This is a genomic window from Sphingomonas sp. LM7 (assembly GCF_002002925.1).
Lineage (GTDB): Bacteria > Pseudomonadota > Alphaproteobacteria > Sphingomonadales > Sphingomonadaceae > Sphingomonas.
In genome coordinates, this window is the sequence record NZ_CP019511.1 from 3,153,641 (window position 1) to 3,172,101 (window position 18,461).

Annotated in this window: 24 protein-coding genes; 11 read left to right on the plus strand and 13 right to left on the minus strand. The window is 66.2% G+C overall.

Features of this window, described 5'->3' with window-relative positions; all coding sequences use genetic code 11:
• Positions 1-17 precede the first annotated feature (17 nt).
• The 4 genes from folK to BXU08_RS14585 all read right to left on the minus strand — a co-directional run bounded on the left by folK (position 18) and on the right by BXU08_RS14585 (position 4,141).
• Positions 18-506, minus strand: a complete 489-nt coding sequence (folK, locus tag BXU08_RS14570) for a 2-amino-4-hydroxy-6-hydroxymethyldihydropteridine diphosphokinase (RefSeq protein WP_077510714.1) — start codon at positions 504-506, stop codon at positions 18-20.
• A gap of 165 nt (positions 507-671) precedes the next feature.
• Positions 672-1,520, minus strand: coding sequence for an N-carbamoylputrescine amidase (gene aguB / locus BXU08_RS14575; protein ID WP_077510715.1), 849 nt, complete (start codon positions 1,518-1,520; stop codon positions 672-674).
• Positions 1,521-1,527: 7 nt separating this feature from the next.
• Positions 1,528-2,502 carry an agmatine deiminase family protein gene (locus BXU08_RS14580; protein WP_077510716.1) on the minus strand — a complete coding sequence of 325 codons (975 nt, stop codon included), beginning with the start codon at positions 2,500-2,502 and terminating at the stop codon, positions 1,528-1,530.
• A 10-nt stretch (positions 2,503-2,512) separates the two neighbouring features.
• Positions 2,513-4,141, minus strand: a complete 1,629-nt coding sequence (locus tag BXU08_RS14585; RefSeq protein ID WP_077510717.1) for a M28 family metallopeptidase — start codon at positions 4,139-4,141, stop codon at positions 2,513-2,515.
• Between the two features lie 115 nt (positions 4,142-4,256).
• Here BXU08_RS14585 and BXU08_RS14590 point away from each other — a divergent pair, with 115 nt between their 5' ends.
• The 5 genes from BXU08_RS14590 (at position 4,257) to BXU08_RS14610 (ending at position 7,749) form a co-directional block, all read left to right on the plus strand.
• Positions 4,257-5,585: a S9 family peptidase gene (locus BXU08_RS14590; RefSeq protein ID WP_077510718.1), complete on the plus strand. Its 1,329-nt coding sequence runs from the start codon at positions 4,257-4,259 to the stop codon at positions 5,583-5,585.
• 101 nt (positions 5,586-5,686) lie between these two features.
• Entirely contained in the window at positions 5,687-6,193 is a 507-nt protein-coding gene (locus tag BXU08_RS14595) for a phage tail protein (RefSeq protein WP_077510719.1), read from the plus strand.
• Positions 6,194-6,205: 12 nt separating this feature from the next.
• The gene (locus BXU08_RS14600; protein WP_077510720.1) at positions 6,206-6,709 is read left to right on the plus strand and encodes a phage tail protein; all 504 of its coding nucleotides are present in this window, start codon (positions 6,206-6,208) and stop codon (positions 6,707-6,709) included.
• Positions 6,710-6,719: 10 nt separating this feature from the next.
• On the plus strand, positions 6,720-7,238 hold the full coding sequence (locus BXU08_RS14605) for a phage tail protein (RefSeq protein ID WP_077510721.1): 519 nt from the start codon (positions 6,720-6,722) through the stop codon (positions 7,236-7,238).
• Positions 7,239-7,245: 7 nt separating this feature from the next.
• Entirely contained in the window at positions 7,246-7,749 is a 504-nt protein-coding gene (locus BXU08_RS14610; protein ID WP_216352875.1) for a GNAT family N-acetyltransferase, read from the plus strand.
• Here the strand turns inward: BXU08_RS14610 and BXU08_RS14615 are convergent.
• On the minus strand, positions 7,746-8,021 hold the full coding sequence (locus tag BXU08_RS14615; RefSeq protein WP_077510722.1) for a DUF6916 family protein: 276 nt from the start codon (positions 8,019-8,021) through the stop codon (positions 7,746-7,748). The genes BXU08_RS14610 and BXU08_RS14615 overlap by 4 nt on opposite strands.
• 202 nt (positions 8,022-8,223) lie before the next feature.
• On the minus strand, positions 8,224-8,838 hold the full coding sequence (gene rpsD / locus BXU08_RS14620; RefSeq protein ID WP_077510723.1) for a 30S ribosomal protein S4: 615 nt from the start codon (positions 8,836-8,838) through the stop codon (positions 8,224-8,226).
• Between the two features lie 176 nt (positions 8,839-9,014).
• Between rpsD and BXU08_RS14625 the strand changes: the two genes are divergently transcribed.
• Positions 9,015-9,317, plus strand: coding sequence for a chorismate mutase (locus tag BXU08_RS14625; protein WP_077510724.1), 303 nt, complete (start codon positions 9,015-9,017; stop codon positions 9,315-9,317).
• A 16-nt stretch (positions 9,318-9,333) separates the two neighbouring features.
• On the opposite strand, the gene BXU08_RS14630 is transcribed toward BXU08_RS14625, so the two are convergent.
• The 5 genes from BXU08_RS14630 to rpiB form a co-directional block, all read right to left on the minus strand.
• Positions 9,334-9,600 carry a hypothetical protein gene (locus tag BXU08_RS14630; RefSeq protein WP_171982529.1) on the minus strand — a complete coding sequence of 89 codons (267 nt, stop codon included), beginning with the start codon at positions 9,598-9,600 and terminating at the stop codon, positions 9,334-9,336.
• A gap of 68 nt (positions 9,601-9,668) precedes the next feature.
• Entirely contained in the window at positions 9,669-10,388 is a 720-nt protein-coding gene (locus BXU08_RS14635) for an RNA methyltransferase (RefSeq protein ID WP_150125542.1), read from the minus strand.
• Positions 10,385-10,846: a transcriptional regulator NrdR gene (gene nrdR, locus BXU08_RS14640; protein ID WP_077510727.1), complete on the minus strand. Its 462-nt coding sequence runs from the start codon at positions 10,844-10,846 to the stop codon at positions 10,385-10,387. Before nrdR ends, BXU08_RS14635 begins: the two co-directional genes overlap by 4 nt.
• On the minus strand, positions 10,847-12,157 hold the full coding sequence (gene glyA, locus BXU08_RS14645) for a serine hydroxymethyltransferase (RefSeq protein WP_077510728.1): 1,311 nt from the start codon (positions 12,155-12,157) through the stop codon (positions 10,847-10,849). It abuts the gene before it with no gap.
• Between the two features lies 1 nt (position 12,158).
• A complete protein-coding gene (rpiB, locus tag BXU08_RS14650) occupies positions 12,159-12,605 on the minus strand; it encodes a ribose 5-phosphate isomerase B (RefSeq protein WP_077510729.1) in 447 nt (148 codons plus the stop codon).
• A gap of 58 nt (positions 12,606-12,663) precedes the next feature.
• Here rpiB and BXU08_RS14655 point away from each other — a divergent pair, with 58 nt between their 5' ends.
• A complete protein-coding gene (locus BXU08_RS14655; RefSeq protein ID WP_077510730.1) occupies positions 12,664-12,915 on the plus strand; it encodes a hypothetical protein in 252 nt (83 codons plus the stop codon).
• 69 nt (positions 12,916-12,984) lie between these two features.
• A complete protein-coding gene (locus BXU08_RS14660; protein ID WP_150125543.1) occupies positions 12,985-13,455 on the plus strand; it encodes a hypothetical protein in 471 nt (156 codons plus the stop codon).
• 6 nt (positions 13,456-13,461) lie between these two features.
• Here the strand turns inward: BXU08_RS14660 and BXU08_RS14665 are convergent, their stop codons facing one another.
• Entirely contained in the window at positions 13,462-14,292 is an 831-nt protein-coding gene (locus tag BXU08_RS14665) for a LytTR family DNA-binding domain-containing protein (RefSeq protein WP_171982530.1), read from the minus strand.
• A 47-nt stretch (positions 14,293-14,339) separates the two neighbouring features.
• Between BXU08_RS14665 and BXU08_RS14670 the strand changes: the two genes are divergently transcribed.
• The 3 genes from BXU08_RS14670 to BXU08_RS14680 all read left to right on the plus strand — a co-directional run bounded on the left by BXU08_RS14670 (position 14,340) and on the right by BXU08_RS14680 (position 16,889).
• The gene (locus BXU08_RS14670) at positions 14,340-14,903 is read left to right on the plus strand and encodes a DUF1579 domain-containing protein (RefSeq protein ID WP_253190384.1); all 564 of its coding nucleotides are present in this window, start codon (positions 14,340-14,342) and stop codon (positions 14,901-14,903) included.
• 88 nt (positions 14,904-14,991) lie between these two features.
• A complete protein-coding gene (locus BXU08_RS14675; protein WP_077510733.1) occupies positions 14,992-16,236 on the plus strand; it encodes a DUF3419 family protein in 1,245 nt (414 codons plus the stop codon).
• Complete coding sequence (locus BXU08_RS14680; protein ID WP_077510734.1) at positions 16,233-16,889, plus strand: class I SAM-dependent methyltransferase; 657 nt, start codon at positions 16,233-16,235, stop codon at positions 16,887-16,889. Before BXU08_RS14675 ends, BXU08_RS14680 begins: the two co-directional genes overlap by 4 nt.
• A gap of 109 nt (positions 16,890-16,998) precedes the next feature.
• Here the strand turns inward: BXU08_RS14680 and hemA are convergent, their stop codons facing one another.
• Complete coding sequence (gene hemA / locus BXU08_RS14685; protein ID WP_077510735.1) at positions 16,999-18,243, minus strand: 5-aminolevulinate synthase; 1,245 nt, start codon at positions 18,241-18,243, stop codon at positions 16,999-17,001.
• Positions 18,244-18,461 lie beyond the last annotated feature (218 nt).

Below are 18,461 nucleotides of genomic sequence, written 5' to 3' on the forward strand. Positions count from 1 at the left end.
CCGGTCCTCCTGACCGGCTAGGGTCGTGGCGTAAAGCGACGGGCGCGCCGCGCCAGCCGCCAAGCGAGCTGTCGCACGCTCAGGCCGCTCACCGGATCGCGCCACGCCGCCGCTACCGCCAGCAACGGCCGCAGTACGAAATCCCGTGCCCGAAACGCGGCATGCGGCACGGTAAGCTCTCGCTCGCCCCAAGCGCCCTCGGACCACAGCACGATGTCGAGGTCGATCACCCGCGCATCCCATCGCCGACCGCGGCGCCGCCCGAAGTCGCGCTCTATCGCCTTCAGTCGCGCCAGCAGCGCCGGCGGCGTCTCATGGCTTTCGATCAGTGCGACGGCATTGGCGAAGCGCCGCTTGGAGGGCCCGAGCGGCGGGGTGCGCAGCACCGGCGAGACAGCGACCACGCCGCCCAGCGCCGCGAGCGCCGCGGCGATCTCGGCCTCGGGGCGGCCATGGCGTCCGGGGCGATTGGAGCCCAGCGCGATCGCGTAAACAGCAGTGATCACGCCCGCCGCCTACCATCCGGGGACGGCCTTTCAATGCAGGAAATACCGTGCTGCACTTCCCCGGCTCTTGAACCGTCCGGATACCCGTCAGCACTAGCGCAACAAGATTTCCTGCTCGCGCAGCTTCTGGGATAAAACTGCGGGAAATTGCGAAGTTAGGCCGGCTCAGATGTCCTGCACCAACCGCCCGTAGAGCTCGGGCCGCCGGTCGCGAAAGAAGCCGAACGCTGCGCGGTGGCGCTTGACCCGGTCCAGGTCGAGCTTGGCGACGATCACCCCGGTTTCCTCGCGATCCAGCTCGGCAAGGATGTCGCCGCGTTCGTCGGTTATGAAGCTCGTGCCGTAAAAGGTCTGGCCGTGCTCGACGCCGACGCGGTTGGCGGCGATCACCGGGACGACGTTCGACACCGCATGCCCCACCATCGCGCGACGCCACAGCCGGGCGGTGTCGAGGCTGGTGTCGTGCGGTTCGGATCCGATCGCAGTCGGGTAGAACAGCACTTCGGCGCCCATCAGCATCATCGCGCGCGCGGTCTCGGGATACCATTGGTCCCAGCACACGCCCACGCCGATCTTCGCGCCGGGGCCGTTCCACACCTTGAACCCGGTATTGCCCGGCCGGAAATAGAATTTCTCTTCATAGCCGGGGCCATCGGGGATGTGGCTCTTGCGATAGACGCCCTCGACCCGCCCGTCGGGGCCGATCATCGCCAGACTGTTATAGTGATGCGGCCCGTCGGCCTCGAAGAAGCTGGTCGGGATGTGGATGCCCAGATCCGCGGCGAGATGCTGCATCGCCAGCACCGCCTTGTGCTCGTTGACCGGCCTGGCGTTCGAGAACAGCCCCTCGTCCTCGACGCGGCAGAAATATTCGCCCTCGAATAATTCGGGCGGCAGCACGACCTGTGCGCCCTTGCCTGCTGCCTCGCGGACGAGCTCGGACACCGCCTTGATGTTGGCGTCGATATCGTTGGTGAAGGCGAGCTGGAGCGCCGCGACGGTGATCTCGGTCATGGATTCCTCAGAGCCGGGGAAGCTGCTGGCTGATGCAGTGAAAGCTGCCGCCGCCGGTCAAGATATGGTCGGCGCGCTGGCCGACAACCGTGCGGCCGGGGAAAAGTGCCGCCAGCGCGTCGATCGCAGCCGAGTCGTTCGCCTGGCCGTAGAGCGGGACGACGATCGTCGCGTTGCCGATATAGAAGTTCATGTAGCTCGCCGGGATGATCTCTTCCTCGGGGCTGAGCACCCGGCCGGGCGAGGGGAAGCGGACCACCTCGACGCCAAATGCCTCGGCGCGCCGGGCGGCATCCTGGTAGACGCGCCAGTTGGGATCATTGTCCGTCGCCGCGGGGATCAGCAGCCGATTCTCGGCCACGAAGCGCGCAAGATTGTCGACATGGCCGTCGGTATGGTCGTTGAGCAGCCCGTCGCCGAGCCACAGCACGCGGTTATAGCCGAGGTCCGCCGCGAGCAGCGCCTCGACATCGGCCTTGCCCAGGTTCGGATTGCGATTGGGGTTGAGCACGCATTGCTCGGTGGTAACGCACAGCCCGGTGCCGTCGCCATCCACTGCGCCGCCTTCAAGGATCCAGCCATGGCTCGCGACGGAAAGCTGCTCGCGCTTGGCCAGCCGGAGCCCGACATCGGAATCGCCCGGAAGGTCGTATTTGCCGCCCCAGCCATTGAAGCGGAAGTCATGCGCCCGGCCGGCGCCGTCGAGGATCGGGCCGGTATCGCGCAGCCAGATGTCACCGAACGGCTCGACCACGACGCGCGCGGCATTGCCCGCGTAGCGAGTCGCTGCCGCCGCCGCTTCGTCGTCGGCGGCGACCAGGATCACCTGTTCGCCGCGCCCGCCGGCATGGACCGCGGTGGCGAAGGCAGTGACTTCCTCGCGCGCGGGCTCGAGATCCTCGAGCCACAATTCGGGGTGGCTCGGAAACCCGATCCAGACGGCGTCGTGTTGCGCCCATTCGGGCAGGGGAGGCAGAGTCATGCGCGGGCTCTTACTGTCCCGCGCGGCTCTTGTCTCGGATCGCGCGGAATTCGGCGGTCGGATACCAGTTCGGCCAGTTCGTCCCCTCGGCCAGCTGGCGCCCCAGCCCATAGAAGATCGACAGGTCCTCGATCGCGCCGTCCCAGTTCCAGCTCGGATCATAATGATCCTGCGGCTTGTGATAGCGGTTGGTGGTATAGTCGTCGGACGCCTTCTTGCCTGCTGCCTTGCCGCCGGCGCGCAGATCCTCGCCGCTTTCGCCATACAGCATCGGCACGCCGAGCCGGGCGAAGCTGAAATGGTCCGAACGGTAATAATAGCCCCGCTCGGGCGTAGGCTCGGGGACGATCACCCGGCCCTGCGCCGCCACGAACGGCTTCACCAGATCCTCGAGCTCGGACTTGCCGACGCCGACCAGCACGAAATCCTTGGCGCGGCCGACATTGTTCACGCCGTCCATGTTGACCCCGCCGACGGTCTTGGCGAGCGGATACACCGGGTTCTCGGCATAGAATTTGGAGCCGAGCAGCCCTGATTCCTCGGCGGTGACCGCCAGGAAGACGAGGCTGCGCTTCGCCGGCCCGGCCTTCACATGCGCCTCGGCAAGCGCAACGAGCGCAGCGGTGCCCGACGCATTGTCGAGCGCGCCGTTGCAGATGTCGTCACCGTTTACTGCGTCGCAGCGGCCGAGATGGTCCCAATGCGCCGAATAGAGCACGACTTCGTCGGGCTTGGCGCTGCCGGGCAGGATGCCGACGACGTTCTTGGAAGCCTGGCGGCGAATCGCATTGTCGAACGATACGCTCGCCTTCACGCCCAGCGGCACTGGCTTGAAGCCCTTGTGCTTCGCTGCCTCGACCAGCGCGGTGTAATCCTTGCCGGCGCTGGCGAAGAGCGCCTTGGCGGCGTCCTGCTGGATCCAGCCGATCGCCTTGGACTGGTCCATATGGTCGCCCGGTGTGTCCTGCTCCAGCTGCGGCCCGGTCCAGGAGGATTGCACCACACCCCAGCCATAGGCGGCGGGCTCGGTGTCGTGGATGATGATCGCCGCGGCGGCGCCCTGCCGCGCGGCTTCCTCGTATTTATAGGTCCAGCGGCCATAATAGGTCATCGCCCGCCCGCCGAACTCGCCCGTGAGTTCGGGCGTCTGCCAGTCGGGATCGTTGACCAGGATGACGACGGTCTTCCCCTTCACGTCGAGGCCGGCATAGTCGTTCCAGCCGCGCTCGGGCGCGTTGATGCCATAGCCGACGAACACGACGTCGCTGTCCTTGACGGCGGTCTTGGGCGTCACCTGATAGGTCGCGATCACGAGATCCTTGCGATATTCCAGGCTGACCGGGGTCTTGCCGCCGCTGAAGACGAGCGGCGACACGTTCTGCGAGGTGATCTCGACCAGCGGTACGTCCTGGAACCAGCTGCCCTTGTTGCCAGGCTTGAGCCCCGCCTTCTGAAAACGCTCGACCAGATAGGCCATGGTTTTCTCTTCGCCCGCGGTAGTCGGCGCGCGCCCTTCGAATTCGTCGGACGACAGCCGCTCGGTGACTTGCTTGAGCGTGTCGAGCGAGAGCTGCGGCGCGGTCTGCGCCGCAGCGGCGGTGCTCGCAAGCAGAAGGGCAGTGGTGAGTAGGAGGCGCATGGAAACTCCTGCGAAAGATCGATGCGGGCGAGTGTGGCAGCGGCACCCGGCGCGAGCAAGCATTGCAGTCGCGCGGATGCGGGTGCACCAATGATAGCGATAACAGGAGAGAGGGATGCGCTGGAGAACCGGGATCCTGGTACTGGCGACGCTCGCGGCGCCGCTGAGTGCGCAGCAGGACTATCGCGCAGCGGAAGCGGACCGGCGGGCGATGCTCGACCGGCTGGGGATCGCTGATACGCGTCCGGGCGCAAACGGCTTCGATCCCAAGGCGGCGAACGCAGCCAATTACGACGAAGCCAAAGCGGGAGTCCCCCGGTTGCCTCCACTGCTGCGCCTCGCCGACGGGCGGCCCGTCCCCGATGCGCGGACATGGTGGCGTCAACGCCGGCCCGAGATCGTCGCGCTGTTCGACCGCGAAGTCTATGGCCGGGTCCCCGCGACGGCGCCTGCAATCCGCTGGCGTGTAGATCGCGAGGCGCGCGCCGAGGAGGGCGGCGTCAAGGTGGTCAAGCGCTGGCTGACCGGCGTCGCCGACAACCGCGCTGCACCCGGCGCCAGGGCGGAGATCGCGCTGCGCTACACGCTGCCGGCCGGCGCGCGCCGCGTCCCGCTGATCCTTTCCTTCGGCTTCCCCGAGGGCTTTCGCTTCCCCGGTCCCCCGCGCGCGCCTGATCCCGGGCCGCCTTTTGCCGAGCAGTTGCTCAAGCGCGGCTTCGGCTATGCCGTGGTCGTCGCCAATTCGGTGCAGGCGGACAATGGCGGTGCGCTGGGCGACGGGGTGATCGGCATATCGCTGCGGGGTCGCCCGCGCGCGCCGGAGGACTGGGGCGTGCTGCGCGCCTGGGCGTGGGGCGCCAGCCGCGCCTATGACGTTCTTGCGCGTGACCGGGCGATTGATTCGAAGCGGATCGGGATCGAGGGGCTTTCGCGCTACGGCAAGGCCGCGCTCGTCGCCATGGCCTATGACCAGCGCTTTGCGATCGGCTTCATCGGCTCGTCGGGCGCCGGCGGCGCGGCGCTCTACCGGCGCAATTTCGGCGAGCGGATCGGCAATCTCGCGGCGAGCGGCGAATATCACTGGTTCGCCGGAAACTTCCTTCGGTACGCCGGCCCGCTGACTGAACAGGACCTGCCGATCGACGCGCACATGCTGATCGCGCTCGCGGCGCCGCGGCCGATCTTCATCGGCGCCGGGACCGTCGAAACCGGCGACGGCTGGGTTGATCCCAGGGGCAGCTTCCTCGCCGCTGCGGCCGCTTCGCCGGCATGGGCGTTGCTCGGCCGCAAGGGTCTCACCGCCACCGAATTCCCCGAAGTGCTGACACCCGTTACAGGAGGTCAGGTCGGGTTCCGCCAGCATCGGGCCGGACATGACAACCGCGACAATTGGCCGGCCTTCATCGCCTTCGCTTCAAGCCATCTTTCCCGGCAAGAACATTGACTTGGCGTGCATTTCGCAATGCAGCACAGCGATGCCTACGAATAATACTTGCTCAACTTCGTTTCGGCAGTAAGTTGAAGCTCTACGGGGGGGATTCAGGCATGGCTGAGCCGTTTTTGTCGGAGCTGAGGCTTTTTTCCTTTGTCTTCGCGCCGAAAGGCTGGGCGCTGTGCAATGGACAGCTTCTGCCGATCAATCAGAACCAGGCGTTGTTCTCGCTGTTGGGGACGACCTTTGGCGGCGATGGACGCGTCAACTTCGCGCTTCCCGATCTGCGCGGCCGCGTGCCGATGCATGTCGGCAACAGCCATGCGCTGGGCGAGCGCGGCGGCGAGCAGGCGCACACTCTCTCGATCACCGAGATGCCGACGCATACCCATGTACTGCAGGGGACCTCGTCGGCGGCCAACGCCAATATCCCGGCGGCCAACATGTATCTCGCGGCCACGGCCCCGAACGATTTCTATACCGGAGCGGCGGCGCTTACCGCCATGGCTCCAGCTGCAGTCAGCACCGTCGGCGGCAGTCAGGCGCATAACAATATGCAGCCCTATCTGACGCTGTCCTGGAGCATCGCGCTTCAGGGCATCTTCCCCTCGCCAAACTGAGGAACCCAGCCGATGGCGCAACCCTATGTCGGTGAGATCCGGATGTTCGCGGGCAATTTCCCGCCTGCCGGCTGGATGTTCTGCGAAGGCCAGCTCATTCCGATCTCGGAGAACGAGACGCTGTTCCAGCTGATCGGCACCACCTATGGCGGAGATGGGCAGGATACCTTTGCGCTGCCCGATCTGCGCGGCCGGGTTCCGGTTCATCAGGGCAGCGGCTTCATCCTCGCCCAGACCGGTGGCACCGAGCAGGTCACGCTGACCACGCAGCAGCTTCCCGCGCACACGCATCCGATGCTCGCATCGACCAACACGGCGAGTTCGCCGACGCCGACGAATCTGGTGATCGGCAAGTCGACTCAGGTCGATGCCTTCATCAATTCCCAGCCGACCGATCCGTTGAGCGCCACTGCGCTGTCTTCGATCGGCGGTAGCCAGCCGCACGAGAACATGCAGCCCTATCTCTGCGTCGACTTCATCATCTCGCTGTTCGGGATTTTCCCGAGCCCAACCTGAGGAGCCGCCCGTGGCCGATCCGTTCGTCGCCGAAATCCGGGTCTTTCCATTCAATTTCGCGCCCAGGGGTTGGGCGTGGTGCAATGGCCAATTGCTGCCGCTGTCGCAGAATACCGCGCTGTTCTCGCTGCTGGGCACTACCTATGGCGGCAACGGCAAGAGCAATTTCGCGCTTCCCGACTTGCAGGGCTCGGTGCCGTTCCATCCGGGGCAGGGGCCCGGGCTGGGGTTGTACGACCTCGGCCAGATCGGCGGTTCGGAAACGGTGACTCTGCTCGAATCCGAAATTCCGGCGCATACGCACGCCTTGCAGGGCGCTGCCAGCGATGTCGCCGAGACCAACATACCGACAGGCAACGCCCTGACCCGGTCGAGCCTGAATATCTATTCGAGCACGCTGACCGCCGCCACGCTGGCGATCGGGGCACTCGCACCGGCCGGCGGCGGCCAGCCGCACAACAACATGATGCCGTATCTCACCTTCTATTTCAGCATCGCACTGCAAGGCGTGTTCCCGCCGCGCGGCTAGCCTGACCATGGCATTGCACCTGCAAGAAGCGGCGGCGCTTGGCGTGGTGCTGCGCCCGATGTCGGACGCGGACTTGCCGTTCACCGCCGCGCTCTATGCTTCGACGCGCCTGGAGGAACTGGCCCCGGTGCCGTGGCCCGACACGGTCAAGCAGTCCTTCCTCGCCCAGCAGCATGCCGCGCAGCACGCGCACTACCAGCAGCATTATCGCGGGATGCATGCGATGATCGTCGAGCGCGCCGGGTTGGCGATCGGCCGGCTCTATCTCTACGAAATGCCCGCCGAAGTCCGGATCGTGGACATCTCGCTGATGCCCGACGCGCGCCGTCACGGCATCGGCGCCGCGCTGCTACGCGATGTGCTCGCGGCAGCGGCGCCCGCCGGCAACAGCGTCACCATCCATGTCGAGAAGAATAATCCGGCACGCACGCTCTATGCCCGGCTGGGCTTCACGATCCTCGACGACGATCGCGGCGCCTATGACCTGTGGGAATGGCGGGCGGCCGCCTAGTAGAACACCGCTTCGTAGCGGACGCCGTTCGCGTCGCGGCCGACGGGCACGATGAAGATGTCATGCCCGGCATCCCCGCCGTCGCTGAAGCGATAGATTGCCTGTGGCAGGATCGGTTCGCCCGGGCCGACGAATTCCAGCCGGAACGAACCGCCCTCGCGCCCCGAATCCGACAGCGCCTGCACCTTGTCGAGCGCAAGCGGATACGCCGCATCGCCGGCGGCGACATCGTACACCGTGCCGGTCTGAAAGTCCGCAAGGCTGAGCGTCATGCGGCGATGCCGCGGACGAACAGGGTATCGAGCTTGGCAAGGTGCATGGGGGGTTCCGCAGAGAGATACGCAGGCCTGGAGTGTGACAGCGCACCCTCTCGCTCGCAAGCCCCGCATAGCCCGTCATGGCGTGCGCGCTGCCCAATAAGAAAAGGGCGGCCGCAAGCGACCGCCCTTGTTTCTCATCGACTGATGCCGAAACTCAGCGCGAGTAGAACTCGACGACGAGGTTCGGTTCCATGCGGACCGGATAGGGCACTTCGTCGAGCGTCGGAACGCGCGTGAAGGTGATCTTCGATGCGCCCTCGGGGACGACATAATCGGGGATGTCGCGCTCGGACAGGCTCTGCGCTTCCATCACCAGCGCCATTTCCTGCGCCTTGGACGAGAGCGATACGATCTGGCCGGGCTTGATACGGCGCGAACCGATGTTGCACTTCTCGCCGTCGACGCGGACATGGCCGTGGTTGACGATCTGGCGCGCGGCGAAGATCGTCGGCGCGAACTTGGCGCGATAGACGATCATGTCGAGGCGCATCTCGAGCAGGCCGATCAGGTTCTGACCGGTATCGCCCTTCATCTTCGAAGCGTCCTCGTACGAGCGCTTGAACTGCTTCTCGGTGATGTCGCCGTAATAGCCCTTGAGCTTCTGCTTGGCGCGCAGCTGGATGCCGAAGTCTGAGACCTTGCCCTTGCGGCGCTGGCCGTGCTGGCCGGGGCCGTACTCACGCTTGTTGACCGGGCTCTTCGGGCGACCCCAGATGTTTTCGCCCATCCGGCGGTCGAGCTTGTGCTTTGCGTTAGAACGCTTCGACATGGTAATCCTTTGCAATCGCTAACAACGTTGTTCCCGGTACCGCCTGCTTGCTCGTCGCCGAGGGCAGGGCCGCCGCTTCACCGGGGTGCGGGGCCATTGCGAAGGCGCGCGGTTAGCCGCCGGGTGCGTCCGAGTCAAGCTGGACAGGCGCGCGGGCACTCGCCAAGAGCACCTCCATGCAAGACACGATCGATCCCGAAGCCTGCACGACGATGGCCGAAGTCCGCGCCGGCGTGGACGCAGTCGACCAGGCGCTGGTCGCGCTGCTCGCACGCCGCTTCGGCTATATGGACGCGGCAGCCCGCATCAAGCCCGAACGTGGGCAGGTGCGGGACGAAGGACGAAAGGCGCAGGTCATCGCCAATGCGCAGGCACATGCGCGCGCAGTAGCGCTCCCCGAAGCGCCGATCGGCGCGCTATGGGATCAGCTGGTCGAAGCCTCGATTGCGTACGAGCTCGAGGCGTTCGACCGGCGCTGATCCAGCCGTCGGCGTGTCAGAACGGCGTGCCCGCGGGCGGCGCAGTATTGAGACGGCGCATCTGATCGACGTCGCGCCGCGATTTCTCGGCATCGACCTTCGCTTCCCACTGGGTCATGCAATAGCGCGTCTTGCGCAGCCGCGATCCCGTCGTCGAAGTGGTCTTGCAGACCGGCTTCTCCGATTTCGCCGCGGGCGCTTCGGCTTCGGATGCAGCGTCCTGCGCAAGCGCAGCCGACGGAGAGGCGAAAGCCACCAACGCGAAAAGAGGCAACAAACGCATCGACATCTCCATTGTTCGAATGCGCTTGTTATGCCGATTTCTGGTTACGAAACAATATCGCTGCGTGGTCAGTCGCCGCGATGCCGCTTCCGGCCGTTCAGCGCGGAGAGCACACCGCGCATCGTGCGCACTTCGGGGGAGGTCCACCCGGGCTTGGTCAGCAACGTGCGCAGGGTGCGTCGCGTGGTGGGAACGCGATCGGGCGGGAAATAATAGCCCGACCCGTCCAGCATCGCCTCCAGCTGCCCGATCATGCCTTCCAGCTCTTCCTGCGGTGCGGGCGGATCGAGCTCTGTGGCAGGCGGGCTGGCGAGATTCGCGCCTTTCGACCATTCATAGGCGACCAGGATCACCGCCTGGGCAAGGTTGAGGGAGCCGAATTCCGGGTTGATCGGAACGGTAATGATCGTGCGGGCAAGCGCCACGTCGTCGGTCTCCAGCCCGGACCGTTCCGGGCCGAACAGGATCGCCGAGCGCTCGGCCGCCGAACGGATTTCGCGCGCTGCTGCTTCGGGCGTCACGACGGGCTTGGTAACCCCGCGCTTGCGCACCGTCGTCGCATAGACCTGGCCGCAATCCGCCACCGCCTCCGCCACGCTGCCGAAGACCTGCGCCTTTTCCAGCACGACATCGGCACCGCTCGCCGCCGGGCCGGCCGATGGATTGGGCCAGCCGTCGCGCGGGGCGACCAGCCGCATCTCGGTCAGCCCGAAATTGAGCATTGCCCGCGCAGCCTTGCCGATATTCTCGCCCAATTGCGGGCGCACCAGGACGACGACGGGATTCACCCCTTGCCCGCCTCGGTGACGTTGCCGGCGAATTCCTCGAAGTCCTTTGCCTCGCGGAAGTCCTTATAGACGCTGGCGAAGCGGATATAGGCCACCGAATCGAGGCCCTTGAGCCCGTCCATCACCATCTCGCCGATCCGCTGCGACGGGATCTCGCTGTCACCCAGCGTCTCCAGCTGGCGCTGGATGCCCGATACCAGCCGCTCGATCTGCGCAGACGTCACCGGCCGCTTGCGCGCGGCGAGCGTTACTGATCGAATCAGCTTGTCGCGCTCGAACGGCTCGCGGCGATCCTGGTTCTTGACCACCGTCAGGTCGCGCAGCTGAATGCGCTCGAACGTGGTGAAACGCGCGGCGCAGGCCTCGCACTGCCGCCGCCTCCGGATCGCCGCCCCGTCTTCGGTGGGGCGGCTGTCCTTCACCTGGCTGTCTTCATTTCCGCAGAACGGGCAGCGCAATTACAGCTCCGGATAGATGGGGAAGCGTTCGCACAGCGCGCGGACGCGTTCGCGGACATTGGCTTCGATCTGCGCGTCGCCCTGCTCGCCATTCTTGCGCAGGCCCTCGAGCACGTCGGCGACCATGTTGCCGATCTCGCGGAACTCGGCCGGGCCGAAGCCGCGGGTGGTGCCTGCGGGCGAGCCGACGCGGATGCCGCTGGTCTTGACCGGCGGCAGCGGATCGTTGGGGATGCCGTTCTTGTTGCAGGTGATCGCGGCGCGCTCGAGCGCCTCGTCGGCATCCTTGCCGGTCACGCCCAGCGGGGTGAGGTCGACCAGTGCAAGGTGCGTGTCGGTGCCGCCCGAGACCAGGTTGGCGCCGCGCTCGTTGAGCGTCGCGGCGAGCACCTTGGCATTCTCCACGATCGCGGCGGCGTACGACTTGAAGTCGGGGCGCAGCGCCTCGCCGAACGCGACGGCCTTGGCGGCGATGACGTGCATAAGCGGGCCACCCTGCAGGCCAGGGAACACCGCGCTGTTGATCTTCTTGGCGATCGCCTCGTCATTGGTGAACACCGCGCCGCCGCGCGGGCCGCGCAGCGTCTTGTGCGTGGTCGTGGTCACGACATGCGCGTGGCCGAACGGGGTCGGGTGGACGCCGCCGGCGACGAGACCGGCGAAATGCGCCATGTCGACCATGAAGATCGCGCCGACTTCATCGGCGATCGCGCGGAACTTGGCGAAGTCGATGATCCGCGGATAGGCCGATCCGCCCGCGATGATCAGCTTGGGCTGGTGCTCCTTGGCCTTCGCCAGCACTTCGTCGAAGTCGATCAGATGCGTGGTCGGATCGACGCCGTACTGGATCGCGTTGAACCACTTACCGCTCATCGCCGCGCGCGCGCCGTGGGTCAGATGCCCGCCCGAATCGAGGCTGAGGCCCATGATCGTGTCGCCCGGCTTGGTCAGCGCGAGCATCACTGCGCCGTTCGCCTGCGCGCCCGAATGCGGCTGGACGTTGGCGAAGTCGCATCCGAACAGCTGCTTGGCGCGATCGATCGCCAGCTGCTCGACTTCGTCCGAGGGGTGGCAGCCCTGGTAATAGCGCTTGCCGGGGTAGCCCTCGGCGTATTTGTTGGTGAACACGCTGCCCTGCGCTTCGAGCACTGCCTTGGAGACGATGTTCTCGCTGGCGATCAGCTCGATCTGGTGCTGCTCGCGCTCCAGCTCATGGCGCACGCCGGCGAATACTGCCGGATCGGCGTCGGCGAGCGCGCTGGTGAAGAAGCCGTCGGGCTGGAGCCCTGCATTTTGCGGGTTGGTGCTCATCTCAGGCTCCTTGCGGGTTGCTGAGCTTCTCGACCCGGCGCTGGTGCCGATCGCCGAGGAACTCGGTCTCTAGGAAAGCGGTGACACATGCCTTGGCCATTTCGATGCCGATCAGCCGCGCGCCGAGCGCGACTACGTTGGCGTCGTTGTGCTGGCGGGCAAGGCTGGCGGAAAGCGGCTCGGAAACCAGCGCGCAGCGCGCGGCGGCGATGCGGTTGACGGCGATCGAGATGCCGATCCCCGATCCGCAGATCGCCACGCCGAACGCGGCGTCGCCGGATTCGATCGCGTGGCCCAGGCGGAAGCCGTAATCGGGATAGTCGACGCTTTCGGGCCCGTTGGTGCCCAGATCGAGCACATCATGGCCTTCGTTACGCAACCATTCGGCGAGTTCGGACTTCATGGCGAAGGCGGCGTGGTCCGAAGCGATGGCGATGCGGTGCGACATGCGCGCTCCCGTACCCTCCGAGGACCGCGCTGGCTAGACCGACTATTCGGAGACCGACATGCGTAAGACGATATTCGCCCTCCTTCCCGCGCTCGCGCTCGGCCTCGCCGCCTGCTCCGAAAGCGCGGAGGACAATCTGAGCGCCACGCTCGACCGCACCGGTGCTTCGCTCGAGAACGCGGCCAATGACGCCGGCGACACGATCGCCAACGCCACCGACGATGCCGGCCGCGAGCTCGACAATTTCGCCGATGATGTCGGCCAGCGCGCCGAAGGCGTGGGCAACGCGATCGACAACGCGACGCGCTGATCCCGTCCCGACCCTAGTAGCCGCCCGTGCCTTCCCGCGCGGGCGGACGCGTATCCAGGAGAGAATGCCATGCGCCTCGCACCCCTTGCCTTGGGCCTCGCCCCGCTCGTCCTCGGCCTTGCCGCCTGCAACACCGCCGATCAGGCCGCCCAGGAGACCGGCAACGCCGTCGAATCCACGGGATCGGCAGTCGCCAATGCCGTCGAGGAAGGCGCCACCTCGCTCGGCGAGACGGTGACCAACATCGCCGCGCCCACCGATCGCGATGCCTGGGTCGGCAAGTGGACCGGTGTCGAGGGCACGATCCTGACCATCGCCAAGACCGACGATCCCGGCCGCTACAAGCTCGACATGCAATATACGCTCGACGACAAGGGCAGCTTCGAAGGCACCGGCACCGATGCCGGCATCGCCTTCCGCCGCCCCGACGGCCAGCAGGTGCTGCGTGCCACCAATGGCGATGCGACCGGCCTGAAATACCTCGCCGGCAAGAAGGACTGCCTCACCGTCAAACAGGGCGAAGGCTATTGCCGCGATTGACTGGGCTCAGCGGCGGCGCAGCCACCCGCGCCGCCGCGCTTCGGGCGCATAGGTCGCGCTGACCGGCACCGCGGCGCCATCGACCAGCCGTAACAGCCACCGCCGCCCGTCGCGTTCCGCACCCTCCACGGCGTCCCCCGCCACCCAGGCGCCGCGATGCACCTGCGCACCGTCCAGGCCGGCCAGTTCGATCAGCGCGTCGCCGAAGCGATAATGAATCAGTGCGCTTTGTCCGTCGCGGCTGCGAACCCGGCAATAATGGTCCTCGGCCTCGACTGCGGCGAGCGCTTCGGGCGTCACCCGGGCACGGCCGAGCAGACCGCTGTCGGGAATCGGCGGGACCTCGGGCTTCGACCGATTGAGCACCACCCACGCGACCATCGAGGCGACGGCGATGATCACGCCCGAGATCGCCAGCGCGTTTCCCCAGGTCTCGAACGGGTCGAGCATGAACGGCGCGCCGACCGCGACGCCGCACAGCGCAATTTCGACCGGCAGCGAAAGATTGAGCAATAGCGTGCCGATCAGCGACGCGCGCGGCCAGTCGCCGGGTTTGCGCACCCGCCAGGCGAACCAGAGCTGCCACTTGAGTGCATTCCAGCCCATCAACAGTAGCCAGAAGGCGATGCGCGGGCCGATCGCAAAGCGCCCGGTTCCAAACCCGCCGGTCACCACCATCAGCCCCGCCGCGCCGAGGCAGGCGATCCACAGCAGGGGAAATCCCGGCGGCGGATCGCGCCATACGCGTTTCGCGAAGCCGGGAACGCGGTTCGCGAAACGCAGCTTGTCCGACGCGGCATCCCGGCGGTTCTGGCGAGTGGTCGGGGCTGCAGGCATGGCGGAAAGGCTGCCATCGCGCACCCGGCAGAGCAACGGGGACTTCAATGAAGACGATGATTCTGGCCTGCGCATTCGCACTGGCGCTTCCGGTGGCGGCGCACGCCCAGGGTGCCGATACCGCGGCCGTCGCGGCGCAGCAGGCGGCGATGGCCAGGATCGCGCCGATGCGCGGTCTATGGCGCGGCACCGGCGTTAGCCGCGGCCAGCACGGCGAAGTCAGCCTCACCCAGACCGAGCGCGTCGGCCCGTTCCTCGACGGCACGCTCACCCTGGTCGAGGGCAAGGGCTTCCTGGAAGACGGCAAGGTCGGCTTCCATGCCTTCGCCACGATCTCCTATGATCCCGCGGCCAAGACCTACTGGATGAACAGCCATGCTCAGGGGCGCAGCGGGCGCTTCGAGCTCAAGGTCACCGACACCGGCTGGAGCTGGGACATTCCCGCCGGCCCCGCCAAGATTCGTTATTCGGCCACGCTCTCGGCCGACAAATGGATCGAGACCGGCGATTATGTCGCCGACGGCAAGCCGCCCCAGCGTTTCTTCGAAATGACGCTCACGCGCGCCGGCGACACCGACTGGCCCGAAGCCGGCGGCGTCACGAAACCGTGACCTGACTGACAGGAAGGCGTCACACGCCCGGGCTAGCAGGGCGCGACGCCGCCCGGCGGCTCGGGCGGTGCGCATCTGGAGTCCGGCCATGGGAACTCTTGCAAGGGCGCCGAAGAACGGCGCGGTTCGCGGTGCGGTGCATCGCCACGAGCATCTCAGCAAGGAAGGCCTGCTCGAACGCGCCTTCACCTTCGCCTTCCGGGGTCTCGTCTACGCCCAGATATGGGAAGACCCGGTCATCGACATGGAGGCACTGGCGATCACGCCCGACTGCCATGTCGTCACGATCGCCTCGGGCGGCTGCAACGTCTTCTCCTATCTGACTGCGAATCCCAGGGCGATCACCGCAGTCGATCTCAACCCCGCGCATGTCGCGCTCAACAAGCTCAAACAGGCTGCGGCGCTGCATCTGCCCGATCATGCCAGCCTGCGCAGCTTTTTCGCACATGCCGATCGTGCCGAGAATATCGCGCTGTACGAGCGCCACCTGCGCCCGCATCTCGACGCAACGACCCGCGCTTATTGGGAAGGACGCGAGTGGAACGGCCGCCGCCGCATCTCTGGCTTCGCGACCGGCTTCTATCGCCAGGGGCTGCTCGGCAAGCTGATCGGCTTCGTCCATTTCCTCGGCTGGCTCTATCGCATCGATCCGCGCGAGATCCTAAAGGCGCAGTCGATCGAGGAGCAGCGCGCGATCTTCGAGACGCGGCTCGCGCCGTTCTTCGAAAAGAAATTCCTGCGCTGGCTGGTCGATCAGCCCGCCGCCCTGTTCGGCTTCGGTATCCCGCCCGCGCAATATGATCTGCTCAAGGTCGATGATGCACAGGGCATTACCGGCGCGCTCAAGAGCCGGCTGCGCAAGCTCGCCTGCGACTTCGACATCAAGGACAATTTCTACGCCTGGCAGGCGTTCGGCCGCGGTTATGGCAAGCATGACGATGCGCCGCTGCCGCCCTATCTCCAGGCGGGCAATTATGCCGGGATCCGCGACCGCGCCGACCGCGTCGAGATCCGCCACACCAACTATGCCGATTATCTGGAGAGCATGCCGGCGCAGTCGCTCGACCGCTATATCCTGCTCGACGCGCAGGATTGGATGACCGACGCGCAGCTCACCCGGATCTGGAGCGAGATCACCCGCACGGCCAGGCCCGGCGCGCGCATACTCTATCGCACCGCCGCCGCGCCCGACGTCGTCGCCGGCCATGTGCCCGCGGCGATCCTCGACCAATGGGACTATGCCGATGCGGCAAGGCGCGACGACTGGACGCGGCGCGACCGCTCGTCGGTCTATGGCGCCACTCACCTCTGGACGCTGAGGCCGCACGCATGAGCACGATCGCCGCCGGGCAGCAGGCGCTGATGGACGATGTCTATTCGCTCCACCGCCACTTCTACGACCTCACGCGTAAGTTCTACCTCCTCGGCCGCGACCAGCTGATCCGCAACCTCGCGCCGCCGCCGGGCGGAACCGTGGTCGAAGTCGGCTGCGGCACCGCGCGCAACCTGATCGTCGCGGCAAAGGCCTGGCCAGATGCGCGCTTCCACGGCTTCGACATCAGCGAGGCGATGCTGGAGACCGCGCGGAGGTCGGTTGCGCGCACCGGGCTGTCCGATCGGATCGCGCTGGCGCAGGGGGATGCCGGCAATTTCGATACGGCGCGGCTGTTCGGCCTGGAGAAGGTCGACCGGATCTTCATGAGCTACACGCTGTCGATGATCCCACCGTGGCAGGAAGCGATCGAGCGGAGCGCGACGAGCCTCGCGCCGGGCGGCAGTCTCCACATCGTCGACTTCGGCCAATATGAGCGGTTGCCGGGCGCGCTGAAGCGGCTGCACTTCAAGTCGCTCAACGATTTCCACGTCTACCCCCGCCGCGAACTGCCTGCGGTGCTCCGGCGCGTGGCCGAAGCGCATGGGATGAGTCTCGAATTCACTCCGCTCTACCGCGGCTATGCGTGGAGCGCAGTGCTCGGCCAGGACTAGCCGCCTCCGGGGCGTCCGCCCAAAGACTCTCGTCCCTGCAAGGAAGGGGTATCGAATATAGCCTGACGCCACGTTGGGATGTCGCGGGCGTCAGGACCCGCCCACGCCGTCAGGCCGCGCGCCGCAGCTCCAGCCGGCCCCAGATCTCGACCAGTGCGCCTACCAGTTCGCGCATCATGCCCTCGTCGTGCGCTGGCCCGGGGGTGAAGCGCAGCCGCTCGGTGCCGCGCGGCACCGTGGGGTAATTGATCGGCTGGACGTAGACGCCGTATTCGGCGAGCAGCACGTCGCTGATCTTCTTGGCCTTGACCGGATCGCCGACCATCAGCGGCACGATATGCGTGGTCGATGGCAGCACCGGCAGCCCGGCCTCGGCCATCAGCGCCTTGAGCTGCGCCGCGGCCGCCTGCTGGCCTTCGCGCTCGACGCTCGATGCCTTGAGATGCTTGACGCTCGCCAGCGCGCCGGCGACCAGCACGGGGGACAGCGACGTGGTGAAGATGAAGCCCGGCGCATAGCTGCGAATCACGTCGATGATCATCTGGTCGGCGGCGATATAGCCGCCCATCACCCCGAACGCCTTGCCCAGCGTGCCTTCGATGATCGTCAGCCGCTCGGCAACGGCATCGCGCTCCGAGATCCCGCCGCCGCGCGCGCCGTACATGCCCACGGCATGGACTTCGTCGAGATAGGTCAGCGCGTTGTACTTGTCCGCCAGGTCGCAGATCTCGGCGATCGGTGCGATGTCGGCGTCCATCGAATAGACGCTCTCGAATGCGATCAGCTTGGGCGCGCTCGACTCGTCGGCGGCGAGCAGCTCTTCGAGATGCGCCAGGTCGTTATGGCGGAACACGCGCTTCTCGCAGCCCGAATTGCGGATGCCCGCGATCATCGAAGCGTGGTTCAATTCGTCCGAATAGATGATGCAGCCGGGCAGGATCTTGCCCAGCGTCGCCAGCGTCGCTTCGTTCGAGACATAGCCCGAGGTGAAGATCAGCGCGCCCTGCTTGCCGTGCAGGTCGGCCAGCTCATGCTCTAGCTCGATATGATAATGCGTGTTGCCGCCGATGTTGCGCGTCCCGCCCGAGCCCGCGCCGACGTCGTGGAGCGCTTCCTCCATCGCCGCGATCACCTTGGGATGCTGCCCCATGGCGAGGTAATCGTTGGAGCACCACACGGTGATCGGCTTGGGCCCGTTATGCCCGGCGAAGCAGCGTGCGTTGGGGTAGGCGCCCTTGTTGCGCAGGATGTCGATGAACACGCGATATCGACCTTCGGCGTGAAGCCGGTCGATCGCCTGATTGAAGACCCGCGAATAATCGACTGCGGGCGAAGGGCTTTCCTCGATGCGCATGCGAGTCCCACTATCTCCAAAAGTCACGAATTGCCACCCACCCGATCGGGGTACTCTCGGCGCGGCCCTGCGCGGAGCGCATTTGGTACAGCCGGGCGATCGAAAGTGCGCTGGGACATTTTGTCCAAGCTGATCCGGATCAGCTTGGACATGCGATAGATGTGGTAAGAATGAAACCATCGCGGGCGACTCGGCTATCAAGCAGGCGCGCGACTGAG